This window comes from Psychrobacter sp. FDAARGOS_221, from assembly GCF_002313155.2.
Classification (GTDB): Bacteria; Pseudomonadota; Gammaproteobacteria; order Pseudomonadales; family Moraxellaceae; genus Psychrobacter.
The window spans coordinates 84,740-102,761 of record NZ_NWFK02000001.1 but is presented as its reverse complement, the minus strand read 5'-3'; the positions used below and the strand labels follow the sequence as shown (position 1 = coordinate 102,761).

At 40.0% G+C, this 18,022-nt stretch carries 18 protein-coding genes and 1 tRNA gene; 15 read left to right on the top strand and 4 right to left on the bottom strand.

The features are described from left to right. Positions 1-47: 47 nt before the first annotated feature. The 3 genes from A6J60_RS00490 to A6J60_RS00480 all read left to right on the top strand — a co-directional run bounded on the left by A6J60_RS00490 (position 48) and on the right by A6J60_RS00480 (position 1,211). Positions 48-124: transfer RNA gene (locus A6J60_RS00490), tRNA-Ile, on the top strand. 302 nt (positions 125-426) lie between these two features. Further along, positions 427-654, top strand: coding sequence for a hypothetical protein (locus tag A6J60_RS13485; RefSeq protein WP_227526006.1), 228 nt, complete (start codon positions 427-429; stop codon positions 652-654). A gap of 107 nt (positions 655-761) precedes the next feature. Continuing rightward, the gene (locus tag A6J60_RS00480) at positions 762-1,211 is read left to right on the top strand and encodes a hypothetical protein (protein ID WP_096064255.1); all 450 of its coding nucleotides are present in this window, start codon (positions 762-764) and stop codon (positions 1,209-1,211) included. Between the two features lie 168 nt (positions 1,212-1,379). Here the strand turns inward: A6J60_RS00480 and A6J60_RS13335 are convergent, their stop codons facing one another. Continuing rightward, positions 1,380-1,532 carry a hypothetical protein gene (locus tag A6J60_RS13335; RefSeq protein WP_193777991.1) on the bottom strand — a complete coding sequence of 51 codons (153 nt, stop codon included), beginning with the start codon at positions 1,530-1,532 and terminating at the stop codon, positions 1,380-1,382. 162 nt (positions 1,533-1,694) lie between these two features. Between A6J60_RS13335 and A6J60_RS00475 the strand changes: the two genes are divergently transcribed. From A6J60_RS00475 to A6J60_RS00460, 4 genes are all read left to right on the top strand, one after another. After that, positions 1,695-2,819, top strand: a complete 1,125-nt coding sequence (locus A6J60_RS00475; protein ID WP_096064254.1) for an ImmA/IrrE family metallo-endopeptidase — start codon at positions 1,695-1,697, stop codon at positions 2,817-2,819. Beyond that, a complete protein-coding gene (locus A6J60_RS00470) occupies positions 2,816-3,322 on the top strand; it encodes a DUF4411 family protein (RefSeq protein ID WP_096064253.1) in 507 nt (168 codons plus the stop codon). The genes A6J60_RS00475 and A6J60_RS00470 overlap by 4 nt, the downstream gene beginning before the upstream one ends. 193 nt (positions 3,323-3,515) lie before the next feature. Continuing rightward, positions 3,516-3,953 carry a surface-adhesin E family protein gene (locus tag A6J60_RS00465; RefSeq protein WP_096064252.1) on the top strand — a complete coding sequence of 146 codons (438 nt, stop codon included), beginning with the start codon at positions 3,516-3,518 and terminating at the stop codon, positions 3,951-3,953. Positions 3,954-4,358: 405 nt separating this feature from the next. Then, positions 4,359-5,243: a DMT family transporter gene (locus A6J60_RS00460; RefSeq protein WP_096064251.1), complete on the top strand. Its 885-nt coding sequence runs from the start codon at positions 4,359-4,361 to the stop codon at positions 5,241-5,243. A gap of 46 nt (positions 5,244-5,289) precedes the next feature. Here A6J60_RS00460 and A6J60_RS00455 read toward each other — a convergent pair whose 3' ends face one another. The 3 genes from A6J60_RS00455 to A6J60_RS00445 all read right to left on the bottom strand — a co-directional run bounded on the left by A6J60_RS00455 (position 5,290) and on the right by A6J60_RS00445 (position 7,536). Next, positions 5,290-5,763 (bottom strand): SMI1/KNR4 family protein, encoded by a 474-nt coding sequence (locus A6J60_RS00455; RefSeq protein WP_193777990.1) that lies wholly within the window; start codon positions 5,761-5,763, stop codon positions 5,290-5,292. Positions 5,764-5,886: 123 nt separating this feature from the next. Further along, entirely contained in the window at positions 5,887-6,807 is a 921-nt protein-coding gene (locus A6J60_RS00450; RefSeq protein ID WP_096064249.1) for a lantibiotic ABC transporter permease, read from the bottom strand. Between the two features lie 201 nt (positions 6,808-7,008). Continuing rightward, positions 7,009-7,536, bottom strand: a complete 528-nt coding sequence (locus tag A6J60_RS00445; protein ID WP_096064248.1) for a peroxiredoxin — start codon at positions 7,534-7,536, stop codon at positions 7,009-7,011. A gap of 288 nt (positions 7,537-7,824) precedes the next feature. On the opposite strand from A6J60_RS00445, the gene A6J60_RS00440 reads away from it, so the two are divergent. The 8 genes from A6J60_RS00440 (at position 7,825) to A6J60_RS00405 (ending at position 17,970) form a co-directional block, all read left to right on the top strand. Further along, the gene (locus A6J60_RS00440; RefSeq protein ID WP_096064247.1) at positions 7,825-8,298 is read left to right on the top strand and encodes a hypothetical protein; all 474 of its coding nucleotides are present in this window, start codon (positions 7,825-7,827) and stop codon (positions 8,296-8,298) included. Between the two features lie 273 nt (positions 8,299-8,571). Beyond that, positions 8,572-10,083, top strand: coding sequence for a type I restriction-modification system subunit M (locus A6J60_RS00435; RefSeq protein ID WP_096064246.1), 1,512 nt, complete (start codon positions 8,572-8,574; stop codon positions 10,081-10,083). Beyond that, on the top strand, positions 10,073-11,293 hold the full coding sequence (locus A6J60_RS00430) for a restriction endonuclease subunit S (protein WP_096064245.1): 1,221 nt from the start codon (positions 10,073-10,075) through the stop codon (positions 11,291-11,293). Before A6J60_RS00435 ends, A6J60_RS00430 begins: the two co-directional genes overlap by 11 nt. A gap of 4 nt (positions 11,294-11,297) precedes the next feature. Beyond that, entirely contained in the window at positions 11,298-12,422 is a 1,125-nt protein-coding gene (locus A6J60_RS00425; RefSeq protein ID WP_096064244.1) for an MBL fold metallo-hydrolase, read from the top strand. Positions 12,423-12,471: 49 nt separating this feature from the next. Further along, on the top strand, positions 12,472-12,858 hold the full coding sequence (locus A6J60_RS00420; protein WP_096064243.1) for a hypothetical protein: 387 nt from the start codon (positions 12,472-12,474) through the stop codon (positions 12,856-12,858). A 383-nt stretch (positions 12,859-13,241) separates the two neighbouring features. Further along, positions 13,242-13,679 carry a hypothetical protein gene (locus A6J60_RS00415; RefSeq protein ID WP_127891420.1) on the top strand — a complete coding sequence of 146 codons (438 nt, stop codon included), beginning with the start codon at positions 13,242-13,244 and terminating at the stop codon, positions 13,677-13,679. A gap of 147 nt (positions 13,680-13,826) precedes the next feature. After that, positions 13,827-17,192, top strand: coding sequence for a type I restriction endonuclease subunit R (locus A6J60_RS00410; protein ID WP_227526005.1), 3,366 nt, complete (start codon positions 13,827-13,829; stop codon positions 17,190-17,192). Between the two features lie 16 nt (positions 17,193-17,208). Continuing rightward, positions 17,209-17,970 (top strand): M48 family metallopeptidase, encoded by a 762-nt coding sequence (locus A6J60_RS00405; RefSeq protein WP_096064241.1) that lies wholly within the window; start codon positions 17,209-17,211, stop codon positions 17,968-17,970. The last annotated feature ends 52 nt before the right edge of the window (positions 17,971-18,022 follow it).

The following is an 18,022-nucleotide window of genomic DNA, read 5'->3' as shown; positions in this document are numbered from 1 at the left end:
AGGTAATATAATGCGTCTATTAACGCTATACTATTAGCTAATATTCAGGGCTCATAGCTCAGTTGGTTAGAGCAGAGGACTCATAATCCTTTGGTCGTAGGTTCAAGTCCTACTGGGCCCACCAAATTCTTATATCAGTACGTATTCAAGGCTTACCGTCATATTCGGTAGGCCTTTTTTTATGGGCGTTTGATACACTTTGGGATTATAAAGAGCTATATCAGATTATATAAAATGTTGGTATTATTGTTGGTATTGAAACCAATAAAAGATAAATATAGCAATAGTAGCCTGGTATTAATTAAAAACTTGCAAACAACTACCCCTACGCTAGACACCTGCCTAAGCTATATTTAATAGTGAACCTCAACAATAGCAGAATACAATAGTTTAGATAACAGCTTAAGTAGCATTTGAAAACATGCCATGGCCTTTTATAAAACAGCTTATGAAGGCAATCCAAAGCAGGCTGTCGCTGACTATGTTGGAGACGACTATAAGCAGCATAATCTTGCTGTTGCGAATGACAAACAAGGTTTCATTGAATACTGCGAGCTTGTGCCATCAAATCCTGATTTCCCTATCATTGATAGCCGTCATGCACACTTCGAGATTTGTGATGTGGCGATCGAACATAAGAAGAAGTTGAGATAGGCTTTAATCGTAAATTGAAAAGTTGTTGTATATAAGGTCAAAAAGGTTAAGTCTAACTATATTAAACCAGGATTAGCAAAGCTTTTAAATTAACTCAGGAGGTGATTTTGAAAAAGCTTATACTACTATTTTTTGTTGGTCTCAGTCTTAATGCCAACGCTGAAAACTGGATTGATTTATCGGAAGAAGGAAACCCTATGTTCTTTGATAAAGACAGTATTATTTCAAGGTATGATCCTGAAGGTAACTTGTTAGTAAGTATGTGGGTTTTAAATCCATCAGATCAGCCATTGATGCATCCTGACGGTGCTGGCACTATGATGCTACAAAGCGCAAATTGCACTAATATGAGTATTAAAATTGCTGAAATCACCGAGGTTGATTCAGCCGGTACAGTTGTATGGCGTCTATCTCAAGATCCAATGCGAAATGAACTCGCTGAGGCTATGCCACTGGATTATTACTACCCTACCCCTGGTGATAACTTTGCTAATAATTTAAAGGCTCTTTGTCATCCAGTTACCATTAATTATGGATTTGATAATGCGCGTATTTAAGTGTTGGAGTGAGTCGTGTGAGTGCCTGCCGGGTGGTAGTAGCGCGCATGGTAAGTAAAAGGATTTGTAGCAGGCGTCTAAAGAAATGCAGGTAATAATAAAACAAGCCAAGTTTAAACCATAAACTTGGCTTTAAAAGATATCATTATAAGAAAAGGTTGTTTAAAACTAATCATAGTCCATTTTAAAAGTTTTAGACTGCTCAACCAGTTTCGTTTTGAATTTTTTGGTCTTTTCGTCCCAAATATTGACATGATAGGTGACTAGTATTTTACCTGTGGTTGCGTTAACTTTCTCACCTTCGAATATTACAAGACTCATGTCGATGGCTATGATATTGATTTTGAAACTGCGGACTGTGTTGAAGCAGAACTGTTCAACGAGAAAAGAAGAGGTTGATGTATTAATTAAATTAAATATCGAGTATCAACTAGATATGATAAAATGCCTAACTACCACTTGAAATAAAAAGACAGTGAGAATATGGCCAATAAACTCATAACTCATTCCCCAATGGCCTTACGCCATTATAGAGAGCAATTGTCGCTTTCTAGGGAACTGCTGTCTAAAAAATCTAGAGTGCCATTAAACAAAATCATAAAGGCCGAGAATAGTGAGCATTCAGAGTTGCTTACCTTTAATCAACTTGAGAATATCGCTAAGGTTCTACTGATACCTGAATTCTATCTTTTATCAAATAAACTACAGAAGTCCAATCTTCCTGATTTGATAGATCATCGAAACCAAAGTGATATATTAGATGAAGAAAACCAATACCAACTCAAAAGAGTAATTAAAGAGGTAACTAGCGGTCGAGAGGACTTAATTTATACCTATGAGTGCTTAGATGTTGAGCCATCATCCTTCAAGCTTAAGTTACAAGGAAATAATAGTTTAAAAGATTCTTTGGCTATTAGGGAGTTCTTAGGAGTTTCTAATGCTAACTTTAAAGTAGACGGTGATGATGACTATTATAAATCATGGCGTATTTTAGTCGAAAAAAAAGACATATTAGTTTTTGAGATATCACGTAAAAAAATCGGTTCAGAGGGTATGGCTCTCTATTACCCTCTATTGCCTATTATTACCATTCTTTCTAGTGGTCAAACCAACTCTAGAAAACTATTTACCATGGTTCATGAATTAGTTCATTTGGGTCTGCGTGAAAGTGCAATCGATGGAAAAATACTGAAAAGTAATTATGATATTGAAAAATATTGCAATGAAGTTGCTGGATATGTGCTTGTGCCTGAGTTAGAGCTTCAGGAAAATTATGATAATAAATTATCCCTGAAAAATAATGTCGAAGTTATTAGGAAAAAATTGAAAGTGAGCAAGCAAGCTATTGCAATTCAATTAAAGCTCACTGGTAGAATCTCTCAAGAAGAGCTAAATGATTATTTGGAGCAGCTATCTTCCAAGAGTAGTGCGGGATTTGGAAAAACAGGTAGACAGTATTCTGCTGCAAATAAATTTGGAAAAATTTATTTGCAACAAGTAATTTCTGCTGTATGGGATAGTAACTTATCTGTCAATACTGCGATGAAGATATTAAATTTAAATAATGTTGAGCAGTTATCTTATCTAGAACAAAAGGTGTTTGGATGATAAAGTATTGCATCGATACAAATGCCATTTTAGACCTTTGCTATCGCTACTACCCCCCTTCGATTTTTAAAAACGTATGGGATGATTTAGAAGCTAGTATTCTATCGAGACATATTTGTTTCTTGATTTCTGAACACATATACGAGGAAGTTAAAGATAAGATAATCCTCATGAAATATGATGAATCAATATTTACTCAGTTCATGGAAGAATTCAACGTAAGTAAAATTTATAAAAAAGATTACAAGATTGATCTCATTCAAATACAGGCTGAACTATTAAATATTACCCAGCTAAACTCTAGCATTAGTAGAAATGAGGACGATTTATCTAATATCTGTGTTGCTAAGAATGAAAACGCCACTGTTATAACTGCCGAGCAAGGTAGCCAGCTAAAAATAACTGATCCTAATTATAAGAGGTTAAAAATCCCAGATACTTGCGAGCATTATAGTGTTAAATGCCAAAACTGGATATCACTCTTCCAATATATAGGTTTGTAGGTCTGTATTTTAACAGCTCTATGTAACATTCACCATAAACTTAACCGCCCCAGTGGCGGTTTTTTTATTACCTGTAGTTTATAAGCAATTATTGAAGTTATTATATAAAATATAGTTAAGTATATTGATATAATAGTAAGTCTTTAGAAACCATCAAGCATTTAAACTTAATTCTCTATCAGGATATAATAATATGAAAAAGCTTCTTTCTATGCTTGTGGTTAGCGCCATCAGTATTTCAGCGAATGCCAATAATTGGGTAAATTTAGGGATTACGATTGATGACACTACTCAATTTGAGATTGATACAGATTCAGTTAAGCAATATAGAACAAATCAAGATCCAAATGGTGTTTATTTTTCAGCGTTTGTTAAGCATATTTATCTAAAAGGCAACTATCTTAATGCTGGATATAAGTTTTCTCAGCAGTTTTATGTGGTTGATTGCCAGCAAAATAGATACACACAGACTGCTTACATAGCTTATGGGTTGAACAATGAGGTGAAAAAAAGCCACCAAAGTGAATATATAACACCAGAGAATATCCATATTGCTTTTCCAGGCACGATGGTTGAACAAATTGTTCTTGCTGTATGCTCACATTCAGTAGCAGTATCACAATCTTCGTAATCACTATTCTTAATAACTGAATACTTCTGCCGACTCCAAGGCGGCTTTTTATTGCCTTTAAAAATTGGAGTTTTTTAGACTTTCAACTTACTTCATTAAGCACATAAGGCTTACCGTCATATTTGGTAGGCCTTTTTTAGGGGTGTTTAAAGGAAAGAACCACCTGAAACTTGGCCAGGGTATAAATTTGCCCAACATCGGCAAACATTCTGGTAACGACTTGAGGAGATTAAGCTGGCAAACCACAAAGTGACCAGCTTATCGTTGCAACTGCTACACCTCGTATTGGACAAGTTATTGATTCAGAAAAACCTGCCAAATGTACCCTGTTGGAAAGGAAGATGTGGTATAAATAGCTAAATAGTCGTTATACTTAATGGAATATCTATTATAGGCGCTGAGCATATGACTCAAATAAAAACTTACAGTATCTTTATTTTTTTGGCGTTTATATGGGGTGCATCCTTTATTTTTATGCGTGTTGGTGTGCCTGAATTTAGTGCACCTGTGTTTGGAGGATTACGTGTCGGATTAGCTGGAATTGCTATGCTTCCTATTCTTCTTAAACCCTCTCACTTTAGCGAGTTCAAAGCAAACTGGTTAAAACTGTCTTTGATTGGCACATTAAGCACAGGCGCTCCGTTTATGCTCTATGCTTTTGCACTGGGTGATATGAATGCAGGCACTGGTGCAGTTATTAATGCGTCAGTACCCATGATGACGGGACTGATAGCTTATGTATTCTTTAAAGAAGCACTCACTAAGTGGCAGATATTAGGTCTAATTATTGGACTATTTGGCGTTATCCTACTGATGTATAACGGCATGACCTCTGGTACACAAACCAGTATGAATGCGTTTGCTATGGCGATTGGTGCCTGTGTCTGTTACGCAATTGGCGGCAACCTTGCCAAACACTATTTATCGGGTATCAAGCCGTTAACGATAGCTTCATCAGGACTGGTAACGTCAGGATTGTTAACCTTGCCTATCGTCATTTTCTATTTTCCAGCTCACTCAATCAGCTGGCAAGCATGGGGATCAGCGATTATGGTTGCTCTTTTCTCAACGGCTGTTGCGATGGTATTGTTTTATCAACTTATTCAAGCGATTGGACCGACTAAAACCACCGTTGTCACATTATTAATTCCTGTGTTCGCCATTCTGCTAGGCTTTATCTTATTAAACGAAAAACTTTCTTTGATGATGTTGGTTGGCGCTATTGTTGTGCTTAGTGGCACATCCCTGACTATGTTTGCCAAGCCTAAGATTCTAGCAAAGCTGACTTAAGACAGCTGTTTTAATAGCTCGACTGCTTGAAGGATAGTTACAGACTTTAGTCTTCTTCAATTTCATCATCGACGAATTCGTGAAGTCCATTTAAAAACGTATCAAAACTCGAAGATAAATAATGAACATTTGACATATCTGGTTTACTGCCATCTGCTTCAAACTCATGATCCCAGAAATATATTTTGCCTAACTCATTTCCTGATAAACCTACTAAAATTAAGTTACCACCTGGGTCTTTAGCTATAGGAAATAAGTTATCAGGAACCCTATCCCTAAACATATCTAATGTATAGGATAAATTATAATAGTATTCTTTTAATCCTATCCCTAAGAAATAATTTATGCTGGAGGCATCTGTTTCATCGTGAAATACAAAAGTATCTGGATCTACTGTACCCCCATTATATTTAGATAGAAAAGCTCTATACTCCTGAGGAAGCTTTATAGAGTATTTCTTTTCAAAAGCTTCTATTTCTGAACCAGTCAATTGTCCAAAACCTGTAATATTTGCTTTCACAGTTGTTCCTAATTTAATCATAAAAAGAGTTATAGACTCAGAATATTAATTTTTACTTGATATTCCTTAGAGACTTAATCATTTAGAAACTTAAACCTCAGTTAAACCCCGCAAACCCCTACTCTATTCTTCTCTCGCTCGATGACGCTTAACCATATACTTACCAAGCATCGGCAAGCAAAACGCTGGCAACTGAAATGCACCCAGCAATGGTAAAAACAAAGCACCCATAAACGGAACGGTGATGGTATAAGCGAGTAATACATTACGGCCGCCGCAAACTAAGGCGGCAACAATGGCGTTCTCATAGCCAAAACGGCGATAGGTAAAATAGGCACTAAAATAAAAAAACAACGCCAAAACAGAGCTTAATGCCAATAATGATAAAGCCTCCCATGGATTGTTATCAAAAGTCTGGCGAAACCCTGCCATCAGTCCCAATGGAAATAAAAGCAGCAGCAAAATATTAAACTGAGCAATTTTTGGATAGTATCGAGCCAAAGTAGCCGGTGCGATAAGCCGACGTGCCACGACTGCAAGCAACATAGGCATCATGATGTATATCACCAAGCGCTTGGAGTAAGTTACCAGATCCAAGTGGGCATCTGTATCACCCAATAGCCACAGCACCGCTAGCAAAGTAACCGGCATTACCAATGTGGCAGCAATGGTTTTTGCCATTGCCAATAGCGCATCAAAGCCGACCGCATTAACCAGCGCACCACTACCAAACAAAGGTGCTGTGGCTGCTAGTCCGGCTATGGCCAATAGCAAGTCACCTCGAACACCGAGCAGATAAGCAATAGCGACCAATAATAGACTCAAACCCGCACTTTGCAGCACCGCAAAAATCCAAACATAGCGGCTGATAATACGCTTAAATAATGCGTATTGATCGATGCCCAATAAAGTAAAAAACATCAAAAAGAACAGTACTTCTGGCAAATAGGCCAACACCATATTGGATAGTTCAGGCGAGATAAAGCCCACAACGGCGCACAGTGGCATAATCAAGGTGCTATGACGCGCAATAAAACGAAGCATGGGCTTTCCCTTCCTTAAAAACGGCTTACTTTATTAGATTTCTTACTTTATTAGATTCAACAGTTTGCAATAATAGCACCAAAACCTTCACCCACAAAAAAACTGCACCGCTTCAAATTAAAGCGGTGCAGTTTATAAAATAATTAAGACTATCAATATCAATGCTTAATGGCTCAGCCAGTTAAGCATTTATGAGTCTAATTACTTCTGGCTTTTTAAGTACTCTAACATAGTGTCTGCGTCAGATACTTCAAATGGGTCAGTTGGGCAATTGTCTTGGAAGCCTGGCTCAACAAACATTTTCTTGATTTCTTTGTTGTCAACAACCATTGAGTAGCGCCATGAACGCATACCAAAACCTAGGTTGTCTTTCTCAACTAACATACCCATTTTGCGAGTGAACTCACCGTTACCGTCAGGTAGTAAGAATACTTTTTCACGACCTTGTTTTAGGCCCCACTGATACATAACGAATGCGTCGTTTACTGATACACAAACCACTTCGTCCACGCCTAGTGCTTTGAATTCATCATAAAGCTCTTCGTAACGTGGTAAATGGCTGGTTGAGCAGGTTGGTGTGAATGCGCCAGGTAGTGAGAATACCACTACTTTCTTGTTGGCAAATAATTCATCAGTGGTTAAATCATACCATTTGAATGGGTTTTCACCACCGATAGATTCATCACGAACACGAGTTTTAAAAGTTACGTCAGGGACATGTGTAAGCATTATTTTCTCCATTTAAGTTATTGTGCTTAGCGTTGAAAATTGTTTTAATTCTTTACACTGATATATTAACAGTTATCGCAATTGTGGTTCAATTATTTAACGGTGACTTTAAGATTTAATATGTTAAATTACGTTAATATTGCGCAATTCTAAGTTGAACATTGCCTCACTTCATCAAATAGCTAATCAATATTGATAACCTCACCCACCCCAATTATTCCCCTACCCATCAATCCTCAATGCTATAATCAAGCACTTATTCCCACTAATTAATCACTGGACGATCTAATGAACGCTCTAATACAAAAAGCACTACCAGCAATTTGCTGTTTACTCCTGTCTAATGCCGCATTTGCTGAGTCACAAATGGATGCGATGTTAAAAAATGCCGGCGTTGTCGATGACAATTATGTTTATACCGATCCTGCGCTGGTACGCGAAGCCTTTAAGATCGTCAGCAACGACTATGGCAAGTCGCTACCGGTACAGATGAACAGCGTAGTTGAAGTATTTGCCGCCATGTTCACCTCACGCTCAGCCATTATCGAGTACCGCATTACCGCCCCGTTAGATGCCACAGAAAAACAAGCGTTTATTGAGGCGTTAACCGCCCCTGAAGCTAAGCAAGAGGCTTGTGAGGATTATTTCTTATCTAATGAGTTTATGAAGGCCAATAATTACAGCCTAACTTACTCTTATAGTGATATTGATTATCGCCCGTTGACCAAAGTCTTTATGAATCCTATGAGCTGCCAGTATTAAGCTATTGGTTAGTGATAATGCAGTAGCTATTAAGCCGTTGCGTACTAAATCATTGGTAAGCGATAAGAGCGACCAATGTGGCTAATGCTGCCTGTTGCTACCTATTGTTACCCGTTGCGAACAGTTGCTTAGGCTAAACATAAACCTTACAATATCCTTCCGTGACAACACGCCCTCATTGTCCCTACACCCACTCAATATCTGTACGCAGGTGTTGAGTGCTGTCGTTATGAGCAACTGCCAATCCCTATTCATACTGTTAAGGACCTTCTCATGCCCACCACCCAAATCAGTCAATCCGAGATTAACAAAGCCGTCTGGAATGCGTGTGATACCTTCCGCGGTGTGATTAGCGCCGATACTTACAAAGACTTTATCTTAACCATGCTGTTTTTGAAGTATTTGTCCGATGTGTACCGTGATGAATACAACACCTTGATGGAGGAGTATGGCGATGCGGATTTGGTCAAAGAGCTGATGAGCAACCAGCGCTTTGTGTTGCCGGATGGTGCCAGCTTTTGGGATTTATACGAGCAGCGTCATCAGCCCGGCAATGGTCAGCGTATTGACGAGGCGCTACACGCCATTGAAGAGGCCAACGGTAATAAGCTGAAAAACGTGTTCCAAGACATCAGCTTTAACACCGACCGCTTAGGCAATGAGAAGAAGAAAAACGAGCTGCTGCGTCACTTACTTGAAGACTTTGGTAAGCCGATGCTCAACCTTAGCCCATCGCGTGTGGGTAGCCTTGATGTGATTGGTAATGCCTATGAGTATCTGATTAAGCACTTTGCTGCCGACTCTGGCGCGAGTGCGGGCGAGTTCTATACTCCGCCTGAGGTGTCAAATCTGTTGGCGACTATTCTAAACCCTGTCGCGGGTGATGCCATATGTGACCCAGCCTGTGGCTCAGGCTCGCTGCTTATTAAATGCGGCGCGATGGCACGCAAAAACTCAGGCAGCAAAAACTATGAGCTGTTTGGGCAAGAGGCGATTGGCTCAACGTGGGCACTGGCAAAAATGAATATGTTTTTGCATGGTGAGGACAACCACCGTATCGAATGGGGCGACACCTTGCGTCATCCGCTGCTGCTTGATGACCAAGGCAACTTATTAAAATTCGATGTGGTGACCGCTAACCCGCCGTTCTCTCTAAGCAAATGGGGTTTCGAGGATGCCGCTGATGATGAGCATGGCCGCTTCCATCGTGGCTTGCCGCCTAAGACCAAGGGCGATTATGCATTTATCACTCATATGATTGAAACGCTGAAAAACGATACCGGTCGTATGGGCGTGGTTGTGCCGCATGGTGTGCTGTTCCGTGGCTCAAGTGAGGGCAAAATCCGTCAGCAACTGATTGAAGAAAACTTGCTTGATACGGTGATTGGCTTACCGGAAAAGCTGTTCTTTGGTACGGGGATTCCTGCGGCGATATTGGTGTTTAAGAAGAATAAAACGGACGATACGGTGTTGTTTATCGATGCCAGTCGTGAGTATGAGTCGGGCTCGAACCAAAACAAGCTGACGGATGAGAACTTAGCAAAAATCATTGAGACCTATAATAAACGTGAGTTTGTTGATAAGTATGCGTATGTTGCCAGCCTTGATGAGATTAAAGAGAACGACTTTAACTTAAACATTCCGCGTTATGTCGATACCTTTGAGCCTGAGGCAGAGATTGATCTTGTGGCGGTACGTGAGGCGCGTTTGGCACTCAAAGCAGAGCTTGCCAGCTTAGAGTCTGAGATGGAACACTATCTTAAGGAGCTTGGTTATGACGCCTAATGGATGGGAAGTTAAAACGCTTGGAAGTTTAACAGATAAAATCGGTAGTGGTAAAACCCCTAAAGGAGGAAGTAGCACATATAAAAGTTATGGAATCCCATTAATTAGAAGCCAAAACGTTTTATGGGGTAGTTTAGATTTATCTGATGTTGCCTATATAGATGAAGAACAGCATAGCTCTATGAAAAACAGCTCAGTCATTGAGTCGGATGTTCTATTGAACATAACCGGTGCCTCAATTGGAAGAGTTGCTATGTCAACTTTAAAAGAAGCTAACGTAAATCAGCACGTATGTATAATTAGACCAAAAAAGGATTTAGATAATAAGTTTCTACAATACAACTTGTTATCTTTTGAGGGTCAAAAACAAATTGAGAGGTTTCAAGCAGGCGGCAACAGACAAGGTTTGAACTTTGAACAAATCAAATCTTTTAAAATCATGCTGCCTCCTCTACCCGAACAACAAAAAATCGCCAAAATCCTAACCACTTGGGATAATGCGATTGATACCACTGAGCGTTTGATTGATAACAGTAAACAGCAGAAAAAAGCGTTGATGCAACAGTTGTTAACCGGTAAAAAGCGTTTGCTCGATGGAAATGGCAAACCGTTTGAGGGTGAGTGGGAGAACTTAAAATTATCTGACTTGTACTCTTTCAAACGAGGTAAAGGTATATCTAAAGGTCAAATTACCGATAGTGGTAATAAGTGTGTCCTATATGGTGAACTGTATACATACTATGGAGAAGTTATTAGAGATGTAAAAAGCAGAACATTAGAAACAAACTCTATTAAATCTAAACAAGGGGATGTTTTAATCCCTGCTTCTACCACTACTACGGGAATAGATTTAGCTAATGCCACTGCTGTCCTTGAAGATGATATTCTACTTGGAGGTGACATCAATATCTTGAGACCAAAGAAATCTATAAATCCAATATTCATGGCTCACCTTTTAACACATTTCAAAAAACATGAAATTGCCCGTAAAGCTCAAGGTATTACTATCATTCATGTTTATGGTAGAGATTTAGCTAATATAGCTGTCCAAATTCCTAGTAGTCTCGAAGAACAACAAAAAATCGTTGCGGTATTAACCAATGCCGATAAAGAAATCGAATTGCTGGAACAACAGCTTGCCGATTTACAGCAAGAGAAAAAGGCGTTGATGCAGGTGTTGTTGACGGGGAAAGTTAGGGTTGGGGTTTAGTTTGATGATACGTACATTCCATCCTGTAGGTCAAGGTGCTTTCTATTCAGAACGTCATGGTGACTTCAACATTGTATATGATTGTGGAACGACCTCTCATGTAAGAGCAAGACCCATAGTTGAACAGGCTTTTAAAGATGAAGTAGTAGATATACTCTTTATATCCCACTTCGACAACGACCATATATCATCCATACCTGATTTAAAAAAATCAACGAAACAGATTAAAGTGGTTGTTCTTCCTCTTTTAAACAACCAGCAAAGAAATTTATTATTAAATTTTTATCATCATTACCCCGCAGAACTCAGACAAATAATTGAAGACCCAGAATCTTATTTTGGTTCTAATACTACTATTATTAAAGTTTTACCAGTTAATGATATCGAAGATAGAAATAGAGATTATAGACCTCTTATCTTAGAAGATATAATAAATAGTGAATCTAAATCAATAACTGAGATTGAGAGTGGTACCCCTTTAACTATTCAATCGTCAATCAGTAATCAGACAATAAATTGGGTATTTATTCCTTATAACTATGAAGACAAGGTACGTAGGCTTCTACTAAGCAGAGAATTAAATAAAGTAGGTTTTAGTACTAATATGTTAGAGAATGATGCCGACTATGTTATTAATAGCTTAAAAAGTGCTGTTATTCGTCCAATATTACATTCTATTTACGATAAATTAGCAGGGAAAATTAACGAAAACTCCATGCTTTTATACTCTGGACCAGATTTATCGAATAATTCTGATAGTTATAAACCTTACCATACCAAATCTTGTAAATATCTTTCTTTCAGTTTAAACGGTTTTTATACGTGTCTCTGTATGTCAGGATGTATATATACTGGTGATAGTGATTTCCATTGCTATAAACTCAAGGATATTTATCCTGACTATGTAGATTTTGTTGATGTTATTCAAGTGCCTCATCATGGCTCTAAAAATGATTTTGATTTACAAGCTTTAGAAGGGTTTAGTAATACAATCCTTCCAATTTCTCATAGTACTACTAGCAAATATCATCCTGCTGCTACAGTTGTTAAAGAGCTTATCATAAATGGCTTTAATGTGGTTTCAGTTAATGAGAATATAAATTCTGAATTTAAGCAATATATTTGGTAATGTATAGAGTCTAAGCTACCCATTAAATTACCTTTAAAAGGATTGAAAAATGGCTATATTTGCAGTAGGTGCATACTATGATGAAGACGTCAGTCAGGAGTTTATTGATAATGGGATTGCAGGTCCTGGCTGGGGTGAAGATGATGCGCCAGAACTACATCAGTTTATTAAATCACTAAAAGTAGGTGATATTATTTACATCAAAGCTGCTGCATTTGGTGCTCCCATCACTGTCAAAGCAATTGGTATTATCTTAGATAATGTCATAGTAACTGATTCTACAATTGTTAGTATTGGTCGAAATGTGAAGTGGGTAGTTACTGACAAGTTCACAATTGAAAAACAAATCGAGAAAAATAACGTACGCTCAAATACTATGTATGAAGAGTTTCATCCTGAAGTTCAAAAAATAATTATTGATAAGCTATTTAACTAATCAATAATAGCTAAATTTGATAGGTATTTTATTGATTAATACATCGCAAGCTTATCTTTTAAAAACTATAAACGTTGCCTTAGGTGTGGTTTAGCCCCGATTGCAGCGGATATACTGGCGTAGGTCATGGCGCTGCGGACTGTGGCTAGCGGCGGTGTCGTGGCAGCAGTAACGACTCTAGTCACGATAGACCGCACGCCATGAGCTCGGCAGATAGTAGCGGAAAGCGGGATTGGCTACTTAAGCAGTGCTGTACGCTCTACATGGTGGATTAAAGACTCACAGAGTTAGTGCTTTTGGCTGTATCGTCACATAAATAGGATAAGGTACGCTTGCCTATCTTATATAAACCCAGGCATTAAACAAATCAAGGATGACCTAACTTGCCCACCAAAATGAACCTTCTTAAAACTGTCGTCAATACCGTTAACAAACTCTTTATACCGCCTTTGGTGGGTGCGCTGGTGCTTGCTATCGCTTTTGCTATTAGTATGCAGTTTGATAGCCTGATACAAAGCCTTGAGCTGCCAGTTAGCGCAGAGTTTATCAGCTTATTCAAAACCCTATACACCTTTTATTTCTATTACCTATTAGTCTATATCCCATTTTTTATTTACCTCACGCTGTTAAAAGCATTTGGCAAACTTAGCCTCGCTACTGTGCTGGTTAGCGGCTTTGTCTATGGGTTGTCACCGCTGTTGTTTAGTAGACCTGGAAAGGGTGTATCGGTTGATGACGTAGTTCTGCTGACGGTTATTGTCATCAGTGGTGTGCTGTGTGCCGGTTGTTATTATTGGCTGGATAAAAAGCTATCGAGATAAGTGTATCTTGAGTTCACATTGTTTAAAGCGGTTCATTTAGAGATAATAACCTTATAGTGATAGTGATTTATAGAGATAATAACCATAACAACACACTTAAGTACACCGACCCAGCCCTGCCAGCGTTGAGCACAGTGCTGGAGATTGATGATGATTGAATCGGGATTTGATATTGATATGCACACTAGCCCAAGTATTAACTTCAAAGAAGAATTTAGTGCCAAGATACCTGCCCTCACCTTATTAATGAATTTGGGTTATCGCTATCTATCGCCTGAACAGTGCTTGAAATTGCGCCAGTCTAAACTAAACGCTCAAGCAACGAGCAGCCATACTGGCGGTAACTCAATCAGCACTAACCAAGTGATGCTGTTGCCGGTGCTGCGTGAGTTTTTGAGTCAGCAAACCTTTATGTTTGAAGGTCAGTCGCATCATCTGTCAGACAAAAGCATTGATAAAATTATAAGCGAGCTCAATCCGCAGATGAACTTAGGTCTGCTACGCGCTAATGAGACCATATACGATGCGCTGCTGTATGGCGTGAGTGTGACTGAATTTATTGACGGTAAGCGCACCTCGCCGACCATTCAGCTAATCGACTGGGAAAACATCGATAATAACGCGTATCACGTCGCCGAAGAGATGGTGGTACAAAACACCGATGCCACAGGCAATGTGATTCCTGATATCGTCTGCTTTGTGAATGGTCTGCCACTGGTGGTGATAGAAGCCAAACGCCCTGACTCTAATAATCCGCACAAATCTACCAATAGCCAAGCCATCTCGCAGCATCTGCGCAATCAGGGTCAAAAGTATATTCCGCATCTGTTTGCTTATAGTCAATTGCTACTGGCGATTAATGGCTATGAGGGGCTGTATGCTACCTGTAATACGCCTGAGAAATTTTGGTCAAAATGGACTGAAGAAGAGATTGGTGAAGCAGAATTTAATCGCCTTAAAAATGAGCGTATTAGCCAAGATGGATTAGATGCGCTGTTTGGACATCGCAAAGCCAGTGATAGGCAGGAATATGAGTCATTGATTAACGCAGGTGAGCTTGCCGTAACTGATCAAGATCGATTGATTATCAGTCTACTGCGCCCTGACAGATTGCTGGATATGACCCGCTTTTATACCTTGTTTGATAGCCGTGCCGGTAAGATTGTGGCGCGCTATCAGCAAGTATTTGGCATTAAGGCACTGGTTGAACGCGTTAGTAAGCTTGATGACAAAGGCAGTCGTGAAGGCGGCGTGATTTGGCATACCACAGGCAGTGGCAAGTCATTTACCATGGTGTTCTTATCCAAAGCACTGATATGGATGCCTGAACTGGCAAAATGCCGCGTGTTTGTGGTGACCGACCGTATTGATTTGGAAAACCAGATTGCACGCACCTTTATCTCAGCCGGTGCGCTCAGTGATAAAGACAAAACCAAAGCGAAAGCATTATCTGGCCGTGACTTGGCCAAAAAGGTCGGTCACGGTAATGAGCGTATTATCTTCTCTATTATCAATAAGTTTGGGGCAGCGGCGCAATACGATGAGTTTTATAACCCCAGTGAGAATATCATTGTGTTGGTCGATGAGGGTCACCGCAGCCAAAATGGTGAGAATAATATCCGTATGCAACAAGCCTTGCCTAATGCTGCGTTTATTGCCTTTACCGGTACGCCACTACTCAAAGACGATAAGACCGAAAACAAGTTTGGCAAAATCATCCACTCGTATACCATGCAGCAAGCGGTGGCGGATAAGACCGTTACGCCCCTACTCTATGAAGAGCGTATACCTGAGCTCAATACCAATGATGCCGCGATAGATAAATGGTTTGATCGTATTACTCAAAAGCTAACCACTGAGCAAAAAGCAGATTTAAAACGAAAGTTTTCACGCAAAGGTCAAGTGTATCAAGTCGAAGGTCGTATTGAGCTGATTGCGCATGACATATCAGACCACTTCCAAAACTTTAAGCAGCAAGGCTTAAAAGGACAACTGGCATGTGACTCAAAAGCCTCAGCTATCCGCTACAAGCACGCCCTCGATGCAATAGGCAAAGTTACCTCCGTGGTTGCTATGTCACCGCCTGACACCCGTGAGGGTCATGAAGTGGTCGATGCAGAGAGCAAAGACATTGTTCAAAACTGGTGGCAGCAGAATGTCGCACCCAAATATGGCATGGATGACACCACCTATACCAAAGATATTATTGATGAGTTTAGCAAAAAAGACGGCCCCGATATTATGATCGTGGTCGATAAGCTACTCACTGGCTTTGATGAACCCAAAAACACGGTGCTGTATATCGATAAGCCATTAAAAAGTCATAACTTGATTCAAGCCATTGCCCGCGTGAACCGCTTACATGAGCATAAACAGTTTGGTTATTTGATTGATTATCGCGGTATCTTAAAAGAGCTCGATACCACCATTGAGAAGTATCAAGACCTAGCAGAGCGTACCCAAGGCGGCTTTGATATTGACGACTTGGCTGGCATGTATCACGCGATGGATACGGAATATAAAAAACTGCCCATGCTGCATAAAAAGGTCTGGGCTATCTTCTCCGATGTCCGCAATAAGCAAGACGGTCAGGCACTGCGTCAGTCGCTATCTCCTAAGATGCAAGAAATAGACGGCGTCGTTATTGATGCCAATCTTAAGAAGCGTGATGACTTTTATTCTGCTTTGACTGAGTTTAGCAATGTGATGAAAGTGGCTTTGCAATCAGCATCCTACTTCGAAGATCCGGCCTTTGAGGGTAAGCGTGAGCGCTATAAGCAAGACCTAAAAGCCTTTGTTGAGCTGCGTAAACAAGTGCGTGAAGATGCCAACGAGATCATCGACTTTGACGAGTATGAGGATGATATCCGAAACCTGCTGAACAAGCATATCGCAGGTCTTGAAGTCAAAGAGCCCGAAGGCGCCTATCTGGTCAATAACTTAGGCAAAGACATCAAGCCTAAGCAGCTGAGTGATGCGGAAGCACGCAACCAAACCGATAAAATAACCAGCCGTGTCACCAAAATGATTGAGCAAGATTTGGCTGATGACCCGTATGCTCAAGAGCACTTCTCCAAGTTGTTAAAACAAGCCATTGAAGACGCCAAGGCCATGTTCGATGCCCCGGTCAAGCAGTACATGATGTTTGCAGACTTCGAGCAAGATGTGAAAGCGCGCAATATGCCGGATGTACCCAACGCCTTTGTTGATGAGTCGGGCAAACACAACAAGCATGCGCAGGCTTATTTTGGGTTATTCAAACATCTGTTTGATGCCGACTATCTGGCAGATAACGGACTTGATGAAGAGGCTATGGTCAAATACGCTTTTGACATTGACGAAGCGGTGAATAAAGCGGTTAACGAGAACTCATTAAATCCAGCTCAGATGGAAAAAGACATTCGCTTAAAGCTTATCCCGATGCTGTTTAAAGCTATCGGTATGGACAATGCAAAACAGCTGGCAGATGAGGTGATTAATATCGCGCGTCTTGGGCTATCTAGAAGCCAATGATGATGAGTGATAACTCATGAATACCGATAGAAATCATCAAGCTCGGATACTCTATTACGGTGAGCATCAGATTGCTTATACCTTGGTGCATAAAGACAATGCTCGTAAGCTGCGTATCAAGGTACATCCTGATGAGCGAGTAGAAGTCATCGTGCCGCCGAATACAACGGATGACTTTGTTGAGTCGTCTGTAAAAAAGCGTGCTCGCTGGATTTGGCAACATCTACAAGACTTCAAAAGTCAGACCAATCGTGTATTGCCGAGGCGCTATGTGAGCGGTGAACCACAGTTTTATTTGGGTCGTCGTTATGTACTCAAAGTGGTGGTTGACCCTGATGAAGCACCTAACGTCAAGCTGGTAAGGGGTAAGTTGACGGTTACGCTTAGTGAAGCGATCGATGATGCAGATAAACGTGGTAAACAAGTAAAGTCCCTGCTTAATAATTGGTATCAACAAAAAGCAAAAACTATATTTGCTGAACGTCTTACTTTGGCATTATTTCAAGCACATTGGGTAAGCGCATCGCCATCCTTTAAGCTACTAACCATGCGAAAACAATGGGGCAGCTGCTCGGCTCAAGGCAACTTGGTGCTGAATCCGCATTTGGTCAAAGCGCCAAAAGAATGCATTGATTACGTCATATTGCATGAACTGTGTCATATCGCTGAGCACAACCACAGCGAGCGCTTTTGGCGACTCCTGACTCAAGTCATGCCGCATTGGAAACAAGTAAAAACTGAGCTTGATGGTATGGCTGAGTTTTATCTAAATGAATAAACCTACCTCTAACGCGAGGTAAATAACCAAACACAAATTTAAACCAAATAAA

Excerpts from the sequence above, each read along its gene's own strand:
- A6J60_RS00465 (WP_096064252.1), top strand. The coding sequence starts at position 3,516 with ATGAAAAAGCTTCTTTCTATGCTTGTGGTTAGCGCCATCAGTATTTCA.
- A6J60_RS00445 (WP_096064248.1), bottom strand. The coding sequence starts at position 7,536 with ATGCTTACACATGTCCCTGACGTAACTTTTAAAACTCGTGTTCGTGAT.
- A6J60_RS13485 (WP_227526006.1), top strand. The coding sequence starts at position 427 with ATGGCCTTTTATAAAACAGCTTATGAAGGCAATCCAAAGCAGGCTGTC.
- A6J60_RS13335 (WP_193777991.1), bottom strand. The coding sequence starts at position 1,532 with ATGAGTCTTGTAATATTCGAAGGTGAGAAAGTTAACGCAACCACAGGT.
- A6J60_RS00405 (WP_096064241.1), top strand. The coding sequence starts at position 17,209 with ATGAATACCGATAGAAATCATCAAGCTCGGATACTCTATTACGGTGAG.
- A6J60_RS00450 (WP_096064249.1), bottom strand. The coding sequence starts at position 6,807 with ATGCTTCGTTTTATTGCGCGTCATAGCACCTTGATTATGCCACTGTGC.
- A6J60_RS00410 (WP_227526005.1), top strand. The coding sequence starts at position 13,827 with ATGATGATTGAATCGGGATTTGATATTGATATGCACACTAGCCCAAGT.
- A6J60_RS00440 (WP_096064247.1), top strand. The coding sequence starts at position 7,825 with ATGAACGCTCTAATACAAAAAGCACTACCAGCAATTTGCTGTTTACTC.
- A6J60_RS00425 (WP_096064244.1), top strand. The coding sequence starts at position 11,298 with ATGATACGTACATTCCATCCTGTAGGTCAAGGTGCTTTCTATTCAGAA.
- A6J60_RS00470 (WP_096064253.1), top strand. The coding sequence starts at position 2,816 with ATGATAAAGTATTGCATCGATACAAATGCCATTTTAGACCTTTGCTAT.
- A6J60_RS00430 (WP_096064245.1), top strand. The coding sequence starts at position 10,073 with ATGACGCCTAATGGATGGGAAGTTAAAACGCTTGGAAGTTTAACAGAT.
- A6J60_RS00435 (WP_096064246.1), top strand. The coding sequence starts at position 8,572 with ATGCCCACCACCCAAATCAGTCAATCCGAGATTAACAAAGCCGTCTGG.
- A6J60_RS00460 (WP_096064251.1), top strand. The coding sequence starts at position 4,359 with ATGACTCAAATAAAAACTTACAGTATCTTTATTTTTTTGGCGTTTATA.
- A6J60_RS00475 (WP_096064254.1), top strand. The coding sequence starts at position 1,695 with ATGGCCAATAAACTCATAACTCATTCCCCAATGGCCTTACGCCATTAT.
- A6J60_RS00420 (WP_096064243.1), top strand. The coding sequence starts at position 12,472 with ATGGCTATATTTGCAGTAGGTGCATACTATGATGAAGACGTCAGTCAG.